Origin of the sequence: Actinophytocola xinjiangensis, assembly GCF_001921215.1 — a bacterium.
GTDB classification, from domain to species: domain Bacteria; phylum Actinomycetota; class Actinomycetes; order Mycobacteriales; family Pseudonocardiaceae; genus Actinophytocola; species Actinophytocola xinjiangensis.
This window is the reverse complement of record NZ_MSIF01000008.1, coordinates 322,602-342,701: the sequence shown is the minus strand read 5'-3', so window position 1 is coordinate 342,701 and position 20,100 is coordinate 322,602. Positions and strand designations below refer to the sequence as shown.

At 74.5% G+C, this 20,100-nt stretch carries 7 protein-coding genes and 1 pseudogene; all 8 read left to right on the top strand.

The genetic code is table 11. The annotated features are described in order from the left end of the window. Positions 1 to 677: condensation domain-containing protein (locus tag BLA60_RS18940; protein ID WP_211288778.1), on the top strand; the 677-nt coding region annotated here is incomplete at its 5' end. Positions 678 to 685: 8 nt separating this feature from the next. Continuing rightward, a complete protein-coding gene (locus BLA60_RS18935) occupies positions 686 to 6,871 on the top strand; it encodes a non-ribosomal peptide synthetase (RefSeq protein ID WP_075134229.1) in 6,186 nt (2,061 codons plus the stop codon). Next, positions 6,868 to 7,851 (top strand): 2,3-diaminopropionate biosynthesis protein SbnA, encoded by a 984-nt coding sequence (sbnA, locus tag BLA60_RS18930; protein ID WP_084735077.1) that lies wholly within the window; start codon positions 6,868 to 6,870, stop codon positions 7,849 to 7,851. Before BLA60_RS18935 ends, sbnA begins: the two co-directional genes overlap by 4 nt. Continuing rightward, positions 7,833 to 9,200, top strand: coding sequence for a diaminopimelate decarboxylase (gene lysA / locus BLA60_RS18925; protein WP_245812045.1), 1,368 nt, complete (start codon positions 7,833 to 7,835; stop codon positions 9,198 to 9,200). The genes sbnA and lysA overlap by 19 nt, the downstream gene beginning before the upstream one ends. 9 nt (positions 9,201 to 9,209) lie before the next feature. Continuing rightward, entirely contained in the window at positions 9,210 to 10,931 is a 1,722-nt protein-coding gene (locus tag BLA60_RS18920) for an ABC transporter ATP-binding protein (protein WP_075134228.1), read from the top strand. Beyond that, positions 10,928 to 12,673, top strand: a complete 1,746-nt coding sequence (locus BLA60_RS18915) for an ABC transporter ATP-binding protein (RefSeq protein ID WP_084735076.1) — start codon at positions 10,928 to 10,930, stop codon at positions 12,671 to 12,673. The genes BLA60_RS18920 and BLA60_RS18915 overlap by 4 nt, the downstream gene beginning before the upstream one ends. A 2-nt stretch (positions 12,674 to 12,675) precedes the next feature. Further along, complete coding sequence (locus BLA60_RS18910; protein WP_075134227.1) at positions 12,676 to 19,740, top strand: amino acid adenylation domain-containing protein; 7,065 nt, start codon at positions 12,676 to 12,678, stop codon at positions 19,738 to 19,740. A gap of 5 nt (positions 19,741 to 19,745) precedes the next feature. Next, positions 19,746 to 20,036: pseudogene (locus tag BLA60_RS18905) on the top strand (VOC family protein); the annotation flags it as partial. Between the last annotated feature and the right edge of the window lie 64 nt (positions 20,037 to 20,100).

Below are 20,100 nucleotides of genomic sequence, written 5' to 3'. Positions count from 1 at the left end.
GCGGCGCCCGCCGGGCCACCGCCGGGGCGCTCGTGCGCCGCGTGCTGCCCGGCGGGCCGGTCACCCGGGCCGCCGCCCGGCACGGGGTGACCCGCTACGTGCTGCTGCTGGCCGCCTACGTCGCCACCCTGGCCCGGATCTGCGGGCAGCGCGACGTCGTGGTCGGCAGCCCGGCGAGCGGGCGGACCCACCCGGCGCTGGAGCGGACCGTCGGCATGTTCGTCAACACCGTGTGCCTGCGGGCCGAGTTCGGCGCCACCACCACCTTCGGTGACCTGGTCGGGCACGTGGCGCGGCGGGTGGCCGAGGCACTGACCCACCAGGCGGTGCCGCACCGGCGGATCGCCGAGGCGCTGGGCGTGCCGAGGGACCCGGCGCGCAACCCGCTGTTCGACGTGTTCTTCGCCGTGCACGACCTCGGCCTGCACGAGCGGCGGGTCGAGCTGCTCAACCCCGGCACCACCCGGTTCGACCTCAACCTGCAGATCCACCCCCGGGGCGAAGAGCTGGGCCTGGACCTGGAGTACGCCACCGCGCTGTTCGACCACGCGTCGGCGGAGTTCCTGCTCGGCGCGTACGTCGCCGTGCTCGACGAGCTGCTGGCCGCCCCGCACGCCCCCGCCGTCCCGGCGCGCCCCGGCAGCTCGCCGGTCGCCCTGGCCGAGTTCGACCTCTGAGGATGCCGATGACCAACGTTCTCGAACAGAGCCAGGCCGCGCACGCCCATCCCGCGCAGGTCGCGTTCTGGCGCGGGGAGATCGCCGCGCTCGGCGCGCCAACCCGGCTGCCCAGGGACTACCTGCACGCCCAGGCCCCGCGCCCGGTGCGCACCGCCACCGCCGCCCTCGACGCGGCGACGCTGGCGGCGGTCGGCCGGATCACCCACGACGACCCGGTGCTGGTGCGGGTGCTGTACGCCGCCGTGCTGGCGGTGCTGGCCGCGCGCGCCACCGACCGGGACCGGGTGGCGGTGGTGCTGCCGGTGTCCGGGCAGGCCGTCGCGGTGGCGCTGGACGTGCCCCGGGCGGCGCCGTTCCGGGCGCTGCTGGCCGCGACCCGCGACGCGGTGGGGCGGGCGTCGGCCAACCTGGACGTCCCGGTCGGCCACCTGTTCGGGCAGGCGGGGGCCGCGCCGACCGACCTGGCGCTGACCGTCGGCGCCGACCTCGACCCGGTGGCCCTGGAGCCGTTCGGCTGCGTGCTGCGCGTGGACGTCACCACCCGGGTCGCGGTGGCCTACCGCGCGGACCTGTTCACCGCCGCGACCGCCGGCGACCTCGCCCTGGCCTACGCCGACCTGCTCGCCGAGGTCGCCGCCGACCCGGCGGTGCCGCTGGCGCGGCTGCTCGACGCCGGGCCCCGGGACCGGGCGCGGCTCGCGGCGTTCAACGACACCGCCGCCGCGCTGCCCGACGACGGGCCGCTGCACCGGTTCCTGGAGCGGCGGGCCGCCGCCGAGCCGGACCGGGTGGCGGTCGCCGGTCTGACCTACGGCGAGGTCGACCGGCGGGCCAACCGGCTCGCCGCGCGGCTGCGCGGTCTGGGCGTGCGCCGGGGCGACGTGGTCGGCGTCGGCCTGCCGCGCGGGCGGGACGCGGTCGTCGCGGTGCACGCCGTGCTCAAGGCCGGCGCCGCGTTCCTGCCGATCGACCCCGCGCTGCCGCCGGCGCGGATCACCCGGCTGCTCACCGGCGGCGGCGCGACGGTGGTCCTCGGCGCACCGCTGGTTCCCGGGGTCGCGACCTGGGTTGACGTCCCGACCGACGGCGATCTGTCCACTGTGGATGATGGGGCCGGTCCGGACGACGCCTGCTACCTGATCCACACCTCCGGCTCGACCGGCCACCCCAAGGGCGTGCTGGTCAGCCACCGGGCGATCGTGAACCGGATCGCCTGGATGCAGCGCGCCTACCCCCTCGGCGCCCAGGACGTGGTGCTGCACAAGACACCCTGTGGTTTCGACGTGTCGGTGTGGGAGCTGTTCTGGTGGGCGCTGGCCGGCGCGTCGGTGTGCACGGTCGCGCCCGGCGACGAACGTGACCCGGAGCGGATCGTCGCGGCCATCGCCCGGCACCGGGTCACCACCGTCCATTTCGTACCGTCGATGCTCGGCGCGTTCCTGCGCTACGTCGAGGCCACCGGCACGGCCGGCTCGCTGCGCTCGCTGCGGACCGTGTTCGCCAGCGGCGAGGCACTCACCGGCGCGCACGTCGAGGCCGCCCGCCGGCTGCTCGGCGACACCGCGCTGGTGAACCTCTACGGCCCCACCGAGGCCGCGATCGACGTCACCCACTTCGACTGCGCGGGCGCCGACCCGCGCCGCCCGGTGCCCATCGGCCGGCCGATCGCCAACACCGCGCTGCACGTGCGCACCCGCGCCGGCGGCCTCGCGCCCGTCGGCACCCCCGGCGAGCTGTCCATCTCCGGGACGGGCCTGGCCATCGGCTACCGCGACGACCCGGCCCGGACCGCCACGGCGTTCGTCCCGGACCCCGCCGGGCGCGCCTACCGCACCGGCGACCTGGCGCGCTGGCTGCCCGACGGCACCCTGGAGTTCCTCGGCCGGCTCGACGGCCAGCTCAAGCTGCGCGGCCAGCGGATCGAGCCCGGCGAGATCGAACACGTCGCCCGCCAGGACGCCACGGTCGCCGACTGCGCGGTGACCGTCGTCGCCGGGGCGCTGTGCGCCTACGTCGTGGTCACCAACGGGTTCGACGAGCGACGCCTGGCGGCCCGGTTCGCCGCCGAACTGCCGGCCGGCCTGGTGCCCGCGTTCGTCCTGCCGGTGCCGGGTTTCCCGGTGGGCCCCACCGGCAAGCGCGACCTGTCCGGGCTGCCGGCGCCCGCCGGCCCGGCCGGGCACGTCGCGCCGCGCACCCCCGAGGAGACCAGCCTGGCCGCCATCTGGGCGCGGGCACTGCGCCGCGAACGGGTCGGCGTGCGGGACAACTTCTTCGCCCTCGGCGGCGACTCGATCACCTTCATCGGCGTGCTGGCCGCCGCCCGCGAGGCCGGGTTCGACTTCACCTTCCAGGACCTGTTCGCCACCCCCACCGTCGAGCAGCTCGCCGGGCGGCGCGGCGGCGCCCGGTCCGGCCGGCGCACCGGGCCGTTCGCCCTGCTCGACCCGGCCGACCGCGACCGGCTGCCGGCCGGCGCGGTCGACGCCTACCCGCTCTCGGCGTTGCAGGCTGGCCTGCTGTACGAGACCGCGCGCCGGGGCCCCGGCCTCTACCACGACGTCGCCAGCTACCGGCTGCCCGAACCGGTGCGGGTGGACGCCTTCCGCGCCGCCGTCGCGGCCGTCGTCGACCACCACCCGGCACTGCGCACGTCCTTCCACACCGGCGGGTACACCGAGCCGATCCAGGTCGTGCACCGGCGGATCGCCGACCCGCTGGTCGTCGAACCGCTCACCGCCGAGGCGCTCGCCGGCTTCCACGACGCCGAGCTGGCCGCCGGGTTCACCCCCGGTGCCACCGACCTGGTCCGGTTCCGGCTGTTCGTGTCGGCGCACCGGGCCCACTACGGCATCAGCTACCACGCCGCCGCGCTGGACGGGTGGAGCGTGAGCCTGGTCAACCGGGACGTGTTCGCCGCCTACGCCGCGATCCTGCGCGGCGAGCGCCCGGTGTTCACCACCCCCTCGGTGTCGGTCGCCGACTTCGTCGCCCTGGAACGCGCCGACGCCGGGTCCGGTGAGCGGCGCGAGTTCTGGGCCGCGCACCTGGACGGCGCGCACGGCACCCGCCTGCCGCGCCCGGACCGCCCGGCCGGCACCCCGCCCGGGGTCGCCGTGCACGACGTGCCGGTGCCCGAGGAGCTGTCGGCGGCGCTGCGGCGGGTCGCGGCGGAGCTGGCGGTCCCGGTGAAGTCGGTGCTGCTGGCCGCGCACGTCGCCGTGCTGGCCGTGGTGTCCGGCTCCGACGACGTGCTCACCGGCTACGAGCACAGCGGCCGGCCGGAGGAACACGGCGGCGAGCACCTGGCCGGGCTGTTCCTCAACACGCTGCCGCTGCGCGTGCGGGTGCCCGGCGGGACCTGGGCGGAGCTGGTGCGCGCGGTGTACCGGGCCGAGACCGACCTGCTGCCCCACCGCCGGTTCCCGCTCTCGGCGGTGACCCGCGCGCTGGGGGAGCGGGCACCGGCGATCGAGGCGGTGTTCAACTTCACCCACTTCCACGCGCTGCGCGACCTCGGCTTCGACCTGGTGCGCACCGCGATCACCTCGCGCACCGAGTTCCCGTTGCGCGCCGAGTTCTGGCAGGACCCGTTCACCGACCACATCGGACTGTCCGTTCACCACGACCCGGCGGAGTTCGGCCGCGCCCAGATCGACCGGATCGCCGGCTACTACCGGCGGGCCCTGGAGCTGCTCACCACCCACACCGGCGAGGACCACCGCGCGCACCCACTGCTGTCCCCGGCCGAGCTGGCCACGCTCACCGACCGGTTCGCCGGCCCGGCCCGGCCGCTGCCCGCCGGCACCGCCCTCGACCTGATCGCCGAGCAGGTCCGCACCCGCCCGGACGCCCTCGCCCTGGTCGCCGACGGGCAGCGGCTGGACTACCGCACCCTCGACCGACGCGGCGGTGACCTGGCCGGCCACCTCGCCGCCGAGGGCGTGCGTCCCGGTGACGTGGTCGCCGTGGCCCTGGACCGTGGCCTGCCGTGGGCGCTGACCGTGCTGGCGCTGCTGCGCCTTGGCGCGGTCTACCTTCCGCTCGACCCGGCCGACCCGCCCGCCCGGCTCGCCGCCATGGTCCGCCACGCCGGCTGCCGGCACGTGGTCGCCACCGGGGACGTGGGCGACCTGCCGGCCACGGTGCTGCGCCCCGAGGACGTCCGGCCCGCGCCGGAGCCGGCGCACCGGCCCGCCGCCGGGGACCTCGCCTACGTCATCTTCACCTCCGGGTCGACCGGCGAGCCCAAGGGCGCGCTGATCCGCCACCTCGGCCTGCTCAACCACCTGCTGGCCAAGGTCACCGACCTGGGGCTGGGGCCGGACGCCGTCGTGGCGCAGACCGCCACCCAGTGCTTCGACATCTCCGTCTGGCAGTTGCTGGTGGCGTGGCTGGCCGGCGGCACGACGGTGGTGTACGGCCGGGACGTGGTCGCCGACCCGCCGGCGCTGCTCGACGCGCTGGCCGCCGACGCGGTGACCGTCGTCGAGGTCGTGCCCCCGCACCTGGACGCGCTGCTGACCGAGGTGGAACACCGCCCACGGCCACTGCCCGCGCTGCGCCACGCGCTGGTCACCGGCGAGACCCTGCCGCCGGCCCTGACCCGCCGCTGGTTCGCCCGGTACCCGGTGCCGCTGGTCAACGCCTACGGCCCCACCGAGGCCTCCGACGACGTCACCCACCACGTCCTGCGCGGCGCGGCCGGCGGCGAGCGGGTCCCGGTCGGCACCCCGGTGCTCAACACCCACCTGTACGTCGTGGCCGGCGACGGCCGGCTGGCGCCGCTCGGCACCTACGGCGAGGTCTGCGTGACCGGCCCTGGGGTCGGCGCCGGCTACGTCAACGACCCGCGGCGCACGGCCATCGCCTTTCGCCCCAACGGGTTCGACGACACCTCGGCGCTGCTCTACCGCACCGGCGACCTCGGCCGCTGGCTGCCCGGCGGGGTGCTGGACTGCGCCGGTCGGGTCGACCAGCAGGTCAAGATCCGCGGCCACCGCGTCGAGCTGAGCGAGATCGAGGGCGCGCTGGCCGGCCTGGCCGGCATCGACCACGCCGTCGCCCTGGTCACCGGTGGCCGGCTGGTGGCCCACTGCACCGGCCCCGCCGTGCCAGCCGCCGCCGAGGTCCGCGCGGCCCTGGCCGCCACCCTGCCCCGGCACATGCTGCCCGACGTCGTCGCGCCGTGCGCGGCGTTCCCGGTCAACCGCAACGGAAAGGTCGACCGCGACGCGCTGGCCCGGCGTGCCCTGCCCGAGCCAGACCACCGCCGCGAACCACCCGCCGGCGAGACCGAGACCCGGCTGCTGGCGCTGTTCGCGGAGGTCCTGCGCCGCGAGCCGGGCGAGATCGGCGTGACCGACAACTTCTTCGCCGTCGGCGGCCACTCGCTGGCCGCCATGCGCCTGGCCTCGCGCCTGGACACCGGGGTCCGCGACGTCCTGGACCACCCCACCGTCCGCTCCCTGGCCGCCAGGATCGGCACCGCCGGCCGCGCGCCGCTGGTCGACCTGACCGCCGCCGCCGGCCGCCGCCTGACCGCGCCGGCCCTCACCCTGGTGTGTGTCCCGGCCGCCGGTGGCGACCCGGTCGGCTACCTGCCGCTGGCCAGGGCCGCCGGCCCGGCCGTGCGGGTGCTGGCCGTCGACCCGGCCGCCCGCGAACCGGCCCAACGGCTGGCCGCCGCCCTGCCCGAGGGTCCCGTGGTGCTGCTCGGCCACTCGGCCGGCGCCGGGCCGGCGCTGGCCATCGCGTTCGCCCGCGAACGGCTCGGCCGGCGGGTCGCCCACCTGGTCGTCGCCGGCACCGTCCTCACCTCGCTCGACCCCGGCGACCACACCGACGGCCCCGAACCCACCGACGACCAGGTGCGGCAGTGGCTGGTGCGGACCGCCGGCCTGGCCCGGGCCGACCTCGTCGACCCGGCCGCGTTCCGCCACGACAGCGCCCTGGCCCGCCGCGCCTACCGCGAGGCGCTGCTGGCGCGCCGCCGCCTGGCCTGCCCGGTGACCGTCGTGCTGGCCGCCGACGACCCGGTCACCGCCGGACGCGAGGACCGGGCGCGGCTGTGGGGCCGGTTCGCCACCGGCGTCGAGGTCGTGGTCGCCGACGGCGGCGGCCACCAACTCCCCACGACCCGCCCGGAGCTGATCACCGGGCTGGTGCACAGGCTCGGGGGGACGCCGTGATCGCCGACCACGCCTACGAGGTCTCCGCCGGCCAGGTGTTCCTGCGCCTGCCGTGGCTGGCGACCGCGTTCGACCCGTACCTCAAGCTGGAGGGCCTCAACCCGGCCGGCTCGATCAAGCTCAAGGCCGCGCGGGAGATCATCGAGACCGCCGAGGCCCAGGGTCTGCTCGGACCGGGCGCCTCGATCATCGAGTCCACCTCCGGCAACCTCGGTATCGCGCTGGCCACCCTCTGCGCCGCCAAGGGCTACCGGATCACGCTGGTCACCGACCCGAACGCCAACCCGCGCGGCCTGGCGCACATGCGTGCCCTCGGCGCCACCGTCGTGGTCATCGACCGGCGCGACCGCGACGGCGGCTACCTGCAGGCCAGGATCGACCACATCCTCGGCGAGCTGGCCGCCGACCCGACCCTGGTGTGGCTCAACCAGTACGCCAACCCGGCCAACGTCGCCGCCCACCGCCGGCACACCGCGCGGGAGATCGTCGAGGGCTTCGGCGTGCCGGACTGGCTGTTCGTCGGGGTCGGCACCTCGGGCACGCTGATGGGCTGCGTCGACCACTTCCGGGACACCGCCACCACCATCGTGGCCGTCGACTCGGTCGGCTCGGTCACCTTCGGCGCACCGCCGGCCCCCCGGTTCGTCCCCGGCATCGGCACCTCGCGGCGCCCGGAGCTGGTCCGCGACGAGAACGCCTTCCGGCTGGTGTACGTGTCCGAACTGGACGCCATCCGCCTGTGCCGGCGGCTGGCCCGGGAACGCGGGCTGCTGCTCGGCGGGTCCAGCGGCAGCGTGCTCGCCGCGATGCTCGCGCTGGGCGAGCAGATCCCGGCCGGCGCCAGGGTGCTGGGGCTGTCCCCGGACCTGGGGGACCGCTACCTGGACACGATCTACGACAACGACTGGGTCACCGAGCGCTTCGGCCGCGACGCGCTCACCGTTCGAGGAAGGAACACAGCGTGCTCGTCGACGAGATGATGACCGGGTCGCGACCGGACTGGCTGCGCGTCCCACCGGACCTCAACGCGTTGGCGCCCCGGCTGTGGCCGCGCTCCGCCCGGCGCGACCCGGACGGCGTGGTCAGCGTCGGCGGCGTGGCGGTCACCGAGGTCGCGCACCGGTTCGCCACCCCCGCCTACCTGTTCGACGAGGCCGAGTTCCTGGCCCGCTGCGCGGAGTTCCGCGCCGCGTTCCACGACTTCGACATCTTCTACGCCGGGAAGTCGTTCCTGTGCAAGGCGGTCGCCCGGCTGGTCGCCGGCGCCGGGCTGAACCTGGACGTGTGCACCGGCGGCGAACTGGCCGTGGCGCTGGCCGCCGGGTTCCCGGCGGAGCGGATCGTCATGCACGGCAACAACAAGTCCGCCGCCGAACTCGACCGCGCGCTGCGCGCCGGGGTCGGCCGGATCGTCGTCGACTCGTTCGACGAGATCACCCTGCTGACCGAGCTGGCCCTGGCCGCCGGGGTCCGCCAGACCGTGCTGGTGCGGGCCACCGTCGGGGTGCGGGCCGACACCCACAGCCACATCGCCACCGCCCACGACGACCAGAAGTTCGGCCTGTCGGTCACCTCCGGCGCCGCCGCCGAGGCCGTCCGGCGGATCCTGGCCGCCGGGGTGCTGGACCTCGCCGGCCTGCACACCCACATCGGGTCGCAGATCTTCGGCACCGGGGAGTTCGCCGAGGCCGCCCACCGCGCGGTCGCCCTGCACGCCGAGATCGCCCACGAGCACGGCGTCGCACTGCCCGAACTCAGCCTCGGCGGCGGCTTCGGCATCGCCTACGTCGCCCCGCACGACCCCGTGCCGCCCGGCGTGCTGGCCGAGCGGCTGCGCACCCTGGTCGCCAAGGAGTGCGCCGAACTCGGTGTCGCCCCACCGAGACTGGCGATCGAACCCGGCCGGGCGATCAGCGGCCCGTCCGGCGTGACGCTCTACCGGGTCGGCGTCCTCAAGCACCTGCCCGGGTTGCGGACCTACGTCGGGGTCGACGGCGGCATGAGCGACAACATCCGCCCGCCGCTCTACGGCGGCGTGTACACCGCGGCGCTGGGCAACCGCACCTCGACCGCCGGCCCGATGCTCTCCCGCGTGGTCGGCAAGCACTGCGACGCCGGGGACATCGTCGTGCCCGACGAGTACCTGCCGGCCGACCTCGCCGTGGGGGACCTGCTCGTGGTGCCCAACACCGGGGCGTACTGCCGGAGCCTGTCGAACAACTTCAACCACGTGCCGCGCCCACCGGTGCTCGCGGTCGCCGACGGCCAGGTCCGGGTGATCATCCGGGGCGAGACCGAGGACGACCTGCTGCGCCTGGACGTGGGATAGGAGGCCCCGGTGAGTCGAAGCATCGCGCTGCTGCGCCAGTACCTCGCCCCCCACTGGCGCAAGGCCACCGCCCTGGCTGTCCTGGTCCTGCTCAACGCCGGCCTCTCGGTGGCCATCCCGCTCATGCTCGGCCGGTTCGTCGACACCGCCCAGACCGGCGGGGAGGTCAGGGCGCTGCTGGTCATCGCCGGCACGTTCATCGGCCTGACCCTGGTCAACCAGGTGATCGTGTCGACGGCGGCCTACCACAGCGAGGACCTTGGGTGGCTGGCCACCAACCGGATGCGCGCCGACCTCGTCGGCCACACCCTGGACCTGGACCAGGACTTCCACCAGCGGCACACGCCCGGCGAGCTGATCGAACGGGTCGACGGCGACGTCACCACCCTCGCCCAGTTCTTCTCCAGCTTCGTGTTCCACGTCCTGGGCAACACGCTGCTGGCCATCGGCATCGTGGTCGCCAGCTTCTTCCTCGACTGGCGGATCGGCCTGGTGCTGCTCACCTTCGGCGTCGCGGCGGTGCTCGTGCTGCGCCGCACCCAGCACGTGGCGGTGCCGTACTTCACGGCGCTGCGCCAGACCAACGCCGACCTGTCGGGCTTCCTGGAGGAGCGGCTGGCCGCCACCGAGGACATCCGGGGCAACGGCACCCGCAACCACGTCGTCGGCCGGCTCACCGGGCTGCTCGACGAGCTGACCCGGTCGATGCGCCGCGCCGGGGTCGCCTCCCGCGCCTCCTCCAGCGCGCTGGAACTGAGCGTGGCGCTGGCCACGGTCGGGATCCTCGCGCTGGGCTCGGTGCTGCTGGGCGCCGGCACGATGACCCTCGGCGCGCTCTACGTCGGCTACCACTACGCCGGCCTGCTCAGCATGACCCTGTTCAAGATCAGCTACCGGATCGACCAGCTCCAGCTGGCGGTGGCCAGCGTCGGGCGCATCGCCGAGATCCACGACCGGCCAAGCGCCGTGGTCGACGGGCCGGGCGCCGACCTGCCGGCCGGCCCGCTGTCGGTGGCCTACCGTGACGTCTCCTTCGCCTACACCGAAGGAAAACCCGCGCTGCGCGAGGTGTCCTTCGAGCTGGCGCCCGGCGAGACGATGGGGCTGCTCGGCCGCACCGGCAGCGGCAAGACCACCGTCGGCCGGCTGCTGTACCGCGGCCAGGACGCCGGTGCGGGCCAGATCCTTGTCGGTGGCGTGGACGTGCGGGAGCTGACCCTGGAGCAGCTGCGCTCGCGGGTGGCCGTGGTGACCCAGGACGTGCGGCTGTTCGCGGCCAGCGTGCGGGACAACCTGACACTGTTCGACGACACCGTGCCCGACGAGCGGATCGTCGCCGCCATCGCCGAGGTCGGCCTCGCTGGCTGGCTCGACGCGCTGCCCGAGGGGCTGGACACGCCGATCGGCGAGGGCGGCGGCGCCCTGTCCGCCGGGGAGTCCCAGCTGCTGGCCTTCGCCAGGGTGTTCCTGGGCGAGCCGGACGTGGTGATCCTCGACGAGGCCTCCTCCCGGCTGGACCCGGCGACCGAACGGCTCACCCAGGGCGCCCAGCAGCGGCTGCTGGCCGGGCGCACGGCGATCGTCATCGCCCACCACCTGGCGACCGTGCGCTGCCTGGACCACATCGTGGTGCTCGACGACGGGCGGATCGTCGAGTCCGGCCGCCGCGAGCACCTCACCGACGATCCCGGGTCGCGGTACTCGGCACTGCTGGCGGGGGTGGGCGCGTGAGCGCGGCACGGATGTTCTGGGAGGTCGTGCGGTACACGCCCGGCCTGTTCGCGCTGGACCTGGTGCTCCAGCTGTTCCGCAGCGGCATCCCGCTGATCCCCGGCCTGATCGTGCGCGAGGTGCTCAACGAGCTGAGCGACGGCTCGTCGGTGGACGGCGCGGTGGACACCGCCGTGTGGCTGCTGCTGGCGTTCCTGGTCGGCGCGGTGCTCGCCCGGCTGACCGCCCTGCTGTTCTGCGTCGCGGTCGACGAGACGTGCGAGGCGCGCGGGCAGGGACTGCTGGTGCGCAACGGGTTCTCCCGGATCCTGGCCGCCCCGGGCGCCCAGCGGCCACGGCACGCGCGCGGTGACCTGGTCAGCCGGCTGACCGGCGACTCGCGGTCGGTGTCCCAGGTCGTGGTGTACACGTTCATGGTCATCGGCGCCGGGTTCCAGGCGGCGCTGGCGCTGGTGGTGATGTTCAGCATCGACCCGCTGGTGACGCTGGTGGTGTGCGTGCCGATGGCGGCCGGCGGGGTGCTGATCACCATCGCCAGCGTGCGGATCCGCAAGTACCACGCGCAGAGCCGCGAGGCCGCCGGGGACGTGAGCGCGTTCCTCGGCGAGATGTACAACTCCGTGCGGACCATCCAGCTCGGCAACGCCCAGTCGCGGGTGCTGGGCCGGTTCCGCGAGCTGAACGAGTCCCGCCGCCGGCGCACCCTCAAGAGCCGGCTGTTCACCGACGTGTTCCTCGGGTCGGTGTGGACCAACACCTCCACGCTGGCCACCGGTGTGGTGCTGGTGCTGGCCGCGCAGGGCTTCGGCTCCGGCCGGTTCACCGTCGGCGACCTCGCGCTGTTCGTCGTCTACGTCGGCTGGACCAGCGACTTCACCGCGCTGTTCAGCCAGAACCTGGCGCTGTTCAAGCAGTCGGCGGCGTCGGTGAAGCGGCTGACCGACGCCGTGCCCGGCCCGCCGGACGAGCTGGTCGCCCACCGCGTGCCCGACGTGCCGGAGCCCGAGCGGGTGGCGCTGTCGCGGCTGTCGGTCACCGGGCTGACCCACCGGTTCGACGGCGGCGGCGGGGTGTCCGAAGTGGACTTTGAGGTCGCGCGCGGCGAGTTCGTGGTGATCACCGGCCGGGTCGGCGCCGGGAAGACCACGCTGCTGCGCACGGTCCTTGGCCTGCTGCCCCGGCAGGCCGGCACGGTGACCTGGAACGGCACCGAGGTCGACGAGCTGGTGCCGCCGCTGACCGCCTACACCCCGCAGCTGCCCCACCTGACCAGCGAGACCGTGCGGGACAACATTCTGGAGGGCCTGCCGGCTGACCGGCGCCACCTCGACCTGGCCGTGCACTCGGCGGTGCTCGAACGCGACCTGAGCGCCCTCGACGACGGCCTGGACACCCTGCTCGGCCCCAAGGGCGCCAAGCTCTCCGGCGGGCAGGCCCAGCGCGTGGCCGCGGCGCGGATGTTCGCCAGGGACCCGGAGCTGCTGGTGTTCGACGACGTGTCCAGCGCGTTGGACGTGGACACCGAGCGGCAGCTGTGGGAAAGGCTGTTCGCCCGCGCCGGCGTCACCTGCCTGGCGGTCTCGCACCGGCGGGCGGCGTTCGAACGCGCCAGCCGGATCGTCGTGCTCAGGGCGGGCCGCGTGCACGCCGTGGGCACCCTCGCCGACCTGCTGGCCGGGGACGCCGAGATGCGTCACCTCTGGCAGGCCGACACCCGACAGTCCGCGATGGCACAGGAGTAGGCATGTCCGAGAACGGTCGGTACGTCGCGCCGAGGAACCCGCGCGAGGAGATCCTGTGTGCGCTGTTCGCCGAGCTGCTCGGGGTGGCGCGGGTCGGGATCGACGACGGCTTCTTCGAGCTGGGCGGGCATTCGCTGCTGGCCACCCGGCTGATGAGCCGGGTCCGGTCGACGCTGGGCGCCGAGCTGACGATCCGTGACCTGTTCGCCTCGCCGACCGTCGCCGGGCTGGCCCTGCGGCTGGACCGCGAACGGGTGAGCCGGCCGCCGCTGGTGCCGGCCCCCCGGGACGGGGACGTGCCGCTGTCGTTCGCCCAGCGGCGGCTGTGGTTCCTCCACCAGCTCGACGGTCCGAGCCCGCTCTACAACATCCCGCTGGCGTTCCGGGTGACCGGTGCGCTGGACGTCGACGCGTTGCGCGCGGCCGTCGGGGACCTCGTCGTGCGTCACGAGAGCCTGCGGACGGTGTTCGCCGAGTCCGACGGTGTCCCGGTCCAGCGGGTCCTCGACGAGGTCACCGTCGCGTTCGAGGTGCTCGACGTGGACGAGTCGGAGGTGGACAAGCGGCTGGTCGACGCGACCGGTCACTGTTTCGACCTGGCGGCCGAACCGCCGGTACGGGTGTCGGTGTTCCGGGTGCCCGACGGGGCCGTGGTGCTGGTGCTGCTGCACCACGTCGCCGGGGACGGCTGGTCGCTGGGCCCGCTGTGCGGTGACCTGTCGGTGGCCTACGCGGCCCGCGTGGGCGGCGGGTCGCCGGTCTGGGACGCGTTGCCCGTGCAGTACGGGGACTTCGCCGTGTGGCAACGGGAGGCGCTGGGTTCGGAGGCCGACGAGGACTCGGTGTTCGCCCGCCAGGTCGGGTTCTGGCGCGAGGCGCTGGCCGGGGCGCCCGACGAGCTGGTGCTGCCGGCCGACCGGCCCCGGCCGGTGGCCGGCACGTTCGGCGGGGACTCGGTCGAGTTCACTGTGGACAGTGAGCTGCATGCGGGGCTGGTTGGCCTGGCGCGTTCCGGCCGGGCGAGCCTGTTCATGGTGTTGCAGGCCGGGATCGCCGGTCTGCTGTCGCGACTGGGCGCCGGCCGGGACATCGTGGTCGGCTCGCCGATCGCCGGCCGGCTCGACGACCAGCTCGACGACCTGGTCGGGTTCTTCGTCAACACGTTGGTGCTGCGGACCGACGTGTCGGGGGATCCGAACTTCGCCGAGCTGGTGGCGCGGGTGCGGGAGTGGGACCTGGCGGCCTACGAGAACCAGGACGTGCCGTTCGAGCGGCTCGTCGAGGAACTGGCGCCCACCCGGTCGCTGTCGCGCCACCCGCTGTTCCAGGTGCTGCTGGTGCTGCAGAACAACGTCGAAGGTGTGCTGGAGCTGCCGGGGGCGCAAGTCCAGGAGGTGCCCGTCGGCGCCGGGGTGGCCAAGTTCGACCTGGAGTTCTTCTTCACCGAGCGGCGCGGGGAGCACGGCGAACCCCTCGGCCTGGCCGGCGAGATCGAGTTCAGCACCGACCGGTTCGACCGGTCCACCGTCGAGGCGCTCGTGGGGCGGCTGGAGGCGTTGCTGCGCGCGGTGGTCGTCGACCCCGACCGTCCACTCAGCACGGTCGAGCTGCTGACCGCCGCCGAACACCGCCAGCTCACCGCGTGGACCACCACGCCCGTGCCGGACACCTCGCCGTCGGAGTCCTTCGAACGCCAGGCCGAGCGCACCCCGGACGCCATCGCGCTGGTCTTCGAGGACGTCCAGCTCACCTACGCCGAGCTCAACGCCCGCGCCAACCAGGTCGCCCACGGGCTGATCGCGCGCGGCGCCGGCCCCGAACACGTCGTCGCCGTGCGGCTGCCGCGTTCCCTGGACCTGGTCGTCGCCGTGCTCGGTGTGCTCAAGTCCGGGGCGGCGTTCCTGCCGGTCGACCCCGGCTACCCCGCCGAGCGGACCGGGTTCATGCTCGCCGACGCCGCCCCCACGGCCGTGCTCGACGACCTCGCCGGGTTCGCCGGCGAACCGACCGCCAACCCGTCGACCGTGGGGCGGCTGCCCGGCCACCCCGCGTACGTCATCTACACCTCGGGCTCCACCGGCACCCCCAAGGCCGTGGTGATGCCCACCTCGGCCGTGGTCAACATGCTGGCCTGGCAGGCCGGCGAGGTCGGCACCGACCCGGCCGGGCGCACCGCCCAGTTCACCTCGATCAGCTTCGACGTCGCCGTCCAGGAGATCTTCTCCGCCCTGTGGCACGGCAAGACGCTGGTCGTCCCCGGCGAGTACACCCGCCGCAGCGCCGCCGACCTCGCCCAGTGGCTCGCCGACCACGCCGTGACCGAGCTGTTCGCCCCCAACCTGGTCATCGACGCCCTGTGCGAGGCCGCCAACGAGAACGGCCTTGACCTGCCGGCGCTGCGGGTGCTCGCCCAGGCCGGCGAGGCGCTCGTGTTCGGCGACACCCTGCGCGCCTTCCTCGCCCGGCACCCGCACGTCGTGGTGCACAACCACTACGGCCCCACCGAGACCCACGCCGCCACCAGCCACGTCGTGCGTGGCGAACCGGAGTCCCCGGCGCCGATCGGCACCCCGATCACCAACGCCAGGGTGTACCTGCTCGACGAGTGGTACCGGCCCGTGCCGCCCGGTGTGCTCGGCGAGGTCTGGGTCGCCGGCGCCGGCCTCGCCCGGGGCTACCTGCGCCGCCCCGGCCTGACCGCCGAGCGGTTCCTGCCCGACCCGTTCGGTCCGCCCGGCGAGCGGATGTACCGCACCGGCGACCTGGCCCGCCGCGACCCCGCCGGGCTGCTGCACTTCGGCGGCCGGGTCGACCACCAGGTCAAGATCCGGGGGATGCGGGTGGAGCTCGGCGAGATCGAGGCCGTCCTCACCCGCCACCCGGACGTCACCCGGGCGGCGGTCGTCGCGCACGGCGGCACCCGCCTGGTCGCCCACGTCGTCACCGCCGGACCGCGCGACGCCGGGGAGTTGCGCGCGCACGCCGCCGCCACGCTGCCTGGCCACATGGTCCCCTCACTGGTGCTGTTCACCGACGCGCTTCCGTTGACCCCCAACGGGAAGCTCGACCGCGCCCGGCTGCCGGAGCCGGCCTCGGACCGGCCGGTCACCCGGAGTGCGCGCACCCCGCAGGAGGAGATCCTGTGCGAGCTGTTCGGTGAGCTGCTGGACGTGCCGCTGGTCGGCATCGACGACGACTTCTTCGAGCTGGGCGGCCACTCGCTGCTGGCCACCCGGCTGGTCAGCCGCATCCGGTCCACCCTGGGCGTGCGGGTCGCGGTGCGGGCGCTGTTCGAGCACCCCACGGTCGCCGGCCTGGCCGCCGCCCTGCGCGAGGACGGCCCGCCCCGCCCGCCGCTGCGGCCCGTGCCCCGGGGCGAGGACGTGCCGATGTCCTTCGCCCAGCAACGCCTGTGGTTCCTCCACCAGCTCGCCGAGGGCGACGAGGCCTACCACCTGCCGCTGGCCTACCGGGTGACCGGCGAGCTGGACGTCGACGCGTTGCGCGCGGCCGTCGGGGACCTCGTCGTCCGCCACGAGAGCCTGCGGACGGTGTTCGTCGAGCGCGACGGCGTCCCGGTCCAACACGTGGTCGCCGACCCGGACGTGCCGTTCACCGTCGGCACACCGCTCGACGAGGCCCTCGGCCACCGGTTCGACCTGGCGCGCGAGCTGCCGCTGCGGGTGTCGGTCCACCCCGACCCCGACGGGTGCGTGGTGCTGGTGCTGCTGCACCACATCGCCGCCGACGGCTGGTCGCAGGGCCCGCTGTGCCGCGACCTGGCCACGGCCTACGCCGCCCGTCTCGGCGGCGCGGCGCCGCGCTGGGAGCCGCTGCCCGTGCGGTACGCGGACTTCGCCGTGTGGCAGCGGGAACTGCTGGAGTCGGTGTCCGCCGGCCAGATCGGGTTCTGGCGCGACGCGCTGGCCGGGGTGCCCGACGAGCTGGCGCTGCTCACCGACCGGCCCCGGCCGGCGATCGGGAGCGTCGCCGCCGACGGCGTCGAGTTCCACCTCGACCGGGAGCTGCACCAGGCCCTGGTGGCCCTGGCCCGCTCCGGCGGGGCGAGCCTGTTCATGGTCGTGCAGGCCGGGCTCGCCGGCCTGCTGACCCGGCTGGGCGCGGGCACCGACGTGGTCCTCGGCTCCCCGCTGGCCGGCCGGCTCGACGACCAGCTCGACGACCTGGTCGGGTTCTTCGTGAACACGCTGGTGCTGCGGACCGACGTGTCGGGGGATCCGGGTTTCGCCGAGCTGGTGGCGCGGGTGCGGGAGTGGGACCTGGCGGCCTACGAGAACCAGGACGTGCCGTTCGAGCGGCTGGTCGAGGAACTGCGCCCGGCGCGGTCGCTGGGCCGCCACCCGCTGTTCCAGGTGCTGCTGGCGTTGCAGAACACCGAGGGGGAGACCCTCGACCTGACCGGCGCCGAGGTCACCGACCACCCCGTTGGCGGCGCCGTCGCCAAGTTCGACCTGGAGTTCGTGCTCAGCGAGACACCCGACGGCCTGACCGGCGTGCTCAACTACCGCACCGACCTGTTCGACCGGTCCACCGCCGAGTCACTGGTCGCCCGCCTGGAGACGGTGCTGCGCGCGGTGGTCGCCGACCCCGACCGTCCACTCAGTACGGTCGACCTGCTCACCGCCGCCGAACGCCACCAGCTGCTCGTCGAGTGGAACGACACCGCCACCGCCGTGCCGGCCACCACCCTGCCGGTGCTGTTCGAACGCCAGGTCGCCAGCACCCCCGACGCCACCGCGCTGGTCTTCGAGGACGACGAGCTGACCTACGCCCAGCTCAACGCCGCCGCCAACCGCCTCGCCCACCAGCTCATCGCCGGTGGTGTCGGCCCCGAGGACGTCGTCGCGCTGGTGCTGCCGCGCTCGGTCGCGCTGACCGTCGCCGTCCTCGGCGTGCTCAAGGCCGGCGCGGCGTTCCTGCCCGTCGACCCCGGCTACCCGGCCGAGCGCCTGCGGTACATGCTCGACGACGCCCGGCCCGGCGCGGTCCTCGACGACCCGGCCGTCGTGCTCGCCGCCACCGGCGCCGACACCGACCCCACCGACGCGCAGCGCACCGCGCCGCTGCTGGCGGCCCACCCCGCCTACGTCCTCTACACCTCCGGCTCCACCGGCCGGCCCAAGGCCGCCCAGGTCACCCACCACGGCCTGCCCAGCATCGTCGGCGCCTACCGCGACCGGATGGGCATCACCGCGCACAGCCGGGTCCTGCAGTGGTACTCGCCGAGCTTCGACGCCTCCTACCTGGAGTTCTTCGGCGCGCTGCTGTCCGGCGCGTGCCTGATCGGCGCCCCCGCGCACCGGCTGCTGCCCGGCGACCCGCTGGTGGACGTGGTCGCCCAGCACCGGGCGACGCACACCGGGATGACCCCGAGCGTCGCGTCGGTCCTGCGCGCCGACCAGTTCCCCAGCCTGGTCGCCGTCGGGCTCGGCGGCGAACAGGTCCCGGTCGACGTCGTGGACCGGTGGGCGCCGGGGCGGGTGCTGCTCAACGTGTACGGGCCGACCGAGTGCACGATCGCCAACACCCTGCACCGGCTGGTCCCCGGCAGCCCGATCCCGCTCGGCGCGCCGGCCGCCAACTCCCGCGCCTACGTGCTCGACGCGGCGCTCAACCCGGTCCCGGCCGGGGTCGCCGGCGAGCTGTACATCGCCGGGCACGGCCTGGCCCGGGGCTACCTGCGCCGCCCGGGCCTGACCGCGCAACGGTTCGGGCCCAACCCGTTCGGGCCGCCCGGCAGCCGGATGTACCGCACCGGCGACCTCGCGCGGTGGAACCGCGACGGCCAGGTCGAGTACCTCGGCCGGATCGACCACCAGGTGAAGCTGCGCGGGTTCCGGGTCGAACCCGGTGAGGTCGAGACCGTCCTGACCCGCCACCCGGCGGTCACCACCGCCGCCGTCCTCGCCCGCGAGGACCGGCTGGTCGCCTACGTGGTGCTCGCCACCGCCCTGGCCGACCTCTCGGCGGAGTTGCGGGCGCACTGCGCGGCCACCCTGCCCGAGTTCATGGTGCCATCGGCCTACCTCGTGATCCCGGAACTTCCGTTGAACCCCAACGGAAAGCTCCTGCGCACGGCGCTGCCCGACCCGGCGGTACGCACCAGTGAACCGGTGGCCGCGCGCACAGCGGCGCAACGGTTGCTGTGCCGGCTGTTCGCCGAGGCGGTCGGGATCGAGCGGGTCGGCATCGACGACGACTTCTTCGCCATCGGCGGCCACTCGCTGCTGGTCACCACGGTGATCAGCCGGCTGCGCGCCGAGCACGGCCTGCACCTGGGGGTCCGGGACTTCTTCGCCACCCCGACCGTGCGCGGCCTGGCCACCGGTCTGCGCGCCGACGACCTGCCGGCCACGATCCTGCCGCTGCACACCGAAGGCAGCCGGCCGCCGCTGTTCTGCGTGCACCCGGTGGCCGGCCTGAGCACCAGTTACGCCACCCTCGCCGAGTACCTCGGCCCCGACCAGCCGGTCTACGGCCTCACCGCGCGCGGCCCCGGCGAGCTGCCGGCCAGCCTCCGGGAGATGGCGCGCGACTACCTCGCCGCGATCCGGGCCGTGGCACCCACCGGGCCCTACCACCTGTTCGGCTGGTCGTTCGGCGGGTACGTCGCGCACGAGATCGCCACCCTGCTCCAGGCCGCCGGCGAGCGGGTGGCGCTGCTCGCCCTGGCCGACACCTACCCCCGGCTGGCCGGCGACCGCCACGAGCCGTTCGACGAGGACACCGCGCGGGAACTGCTCGCCGAGTACCTCGACCACTCCGACCGGGAAACCGACTTCGCCCAGATCGTGGACCACCAGACGGCGGTGATCGTGAACAACGGGAAAATGATGGCCGAATTCATTCCGGGACGGTACGGTGGAGATTGTCTGTTCTTCCTGGCGGAGGACACCGAAACGGCCGGCGAATTCCGGCCGGACCGCTGGCGGCCGCATGTGGCCGGCCGGCTGGACATCGTGAAGGTCGCCGCCGATCACCGCGAGATGATGCTGCCGCGACCGGCTTCCCGGATCGCCGCGGCGCTGGCCAGGGAAATGGGGTGACCGACATGTTCTCCACCCTGCACCACGTGTGTGTCGTGGTGGCCGACATCGACCGCGCCGTGCGTTTCTACGAGAGCGTCGGCATCGGCCCGTGGCACGACTACCCACCGCTCACCCAGTACGTCGACCTGCACGTACCCGACCGCGACGCGTTCCTCGACCTCACCTACAAGTACGCCGACCTGGCCAACGCACAGTTCCAGCTCGTCGCACCCGGCCGGGGCGAATCACCACAGCGCACGTTTCTGGAAACCCACGGCGAGGGTGTGTTCCACGTCGGTTTCTCGGTGCCGGACGTCACCGCCGCCGAGAAATCCTCCGCATTACCCGTCCTCATGCGCGGGCGGCGCACCGACGGCA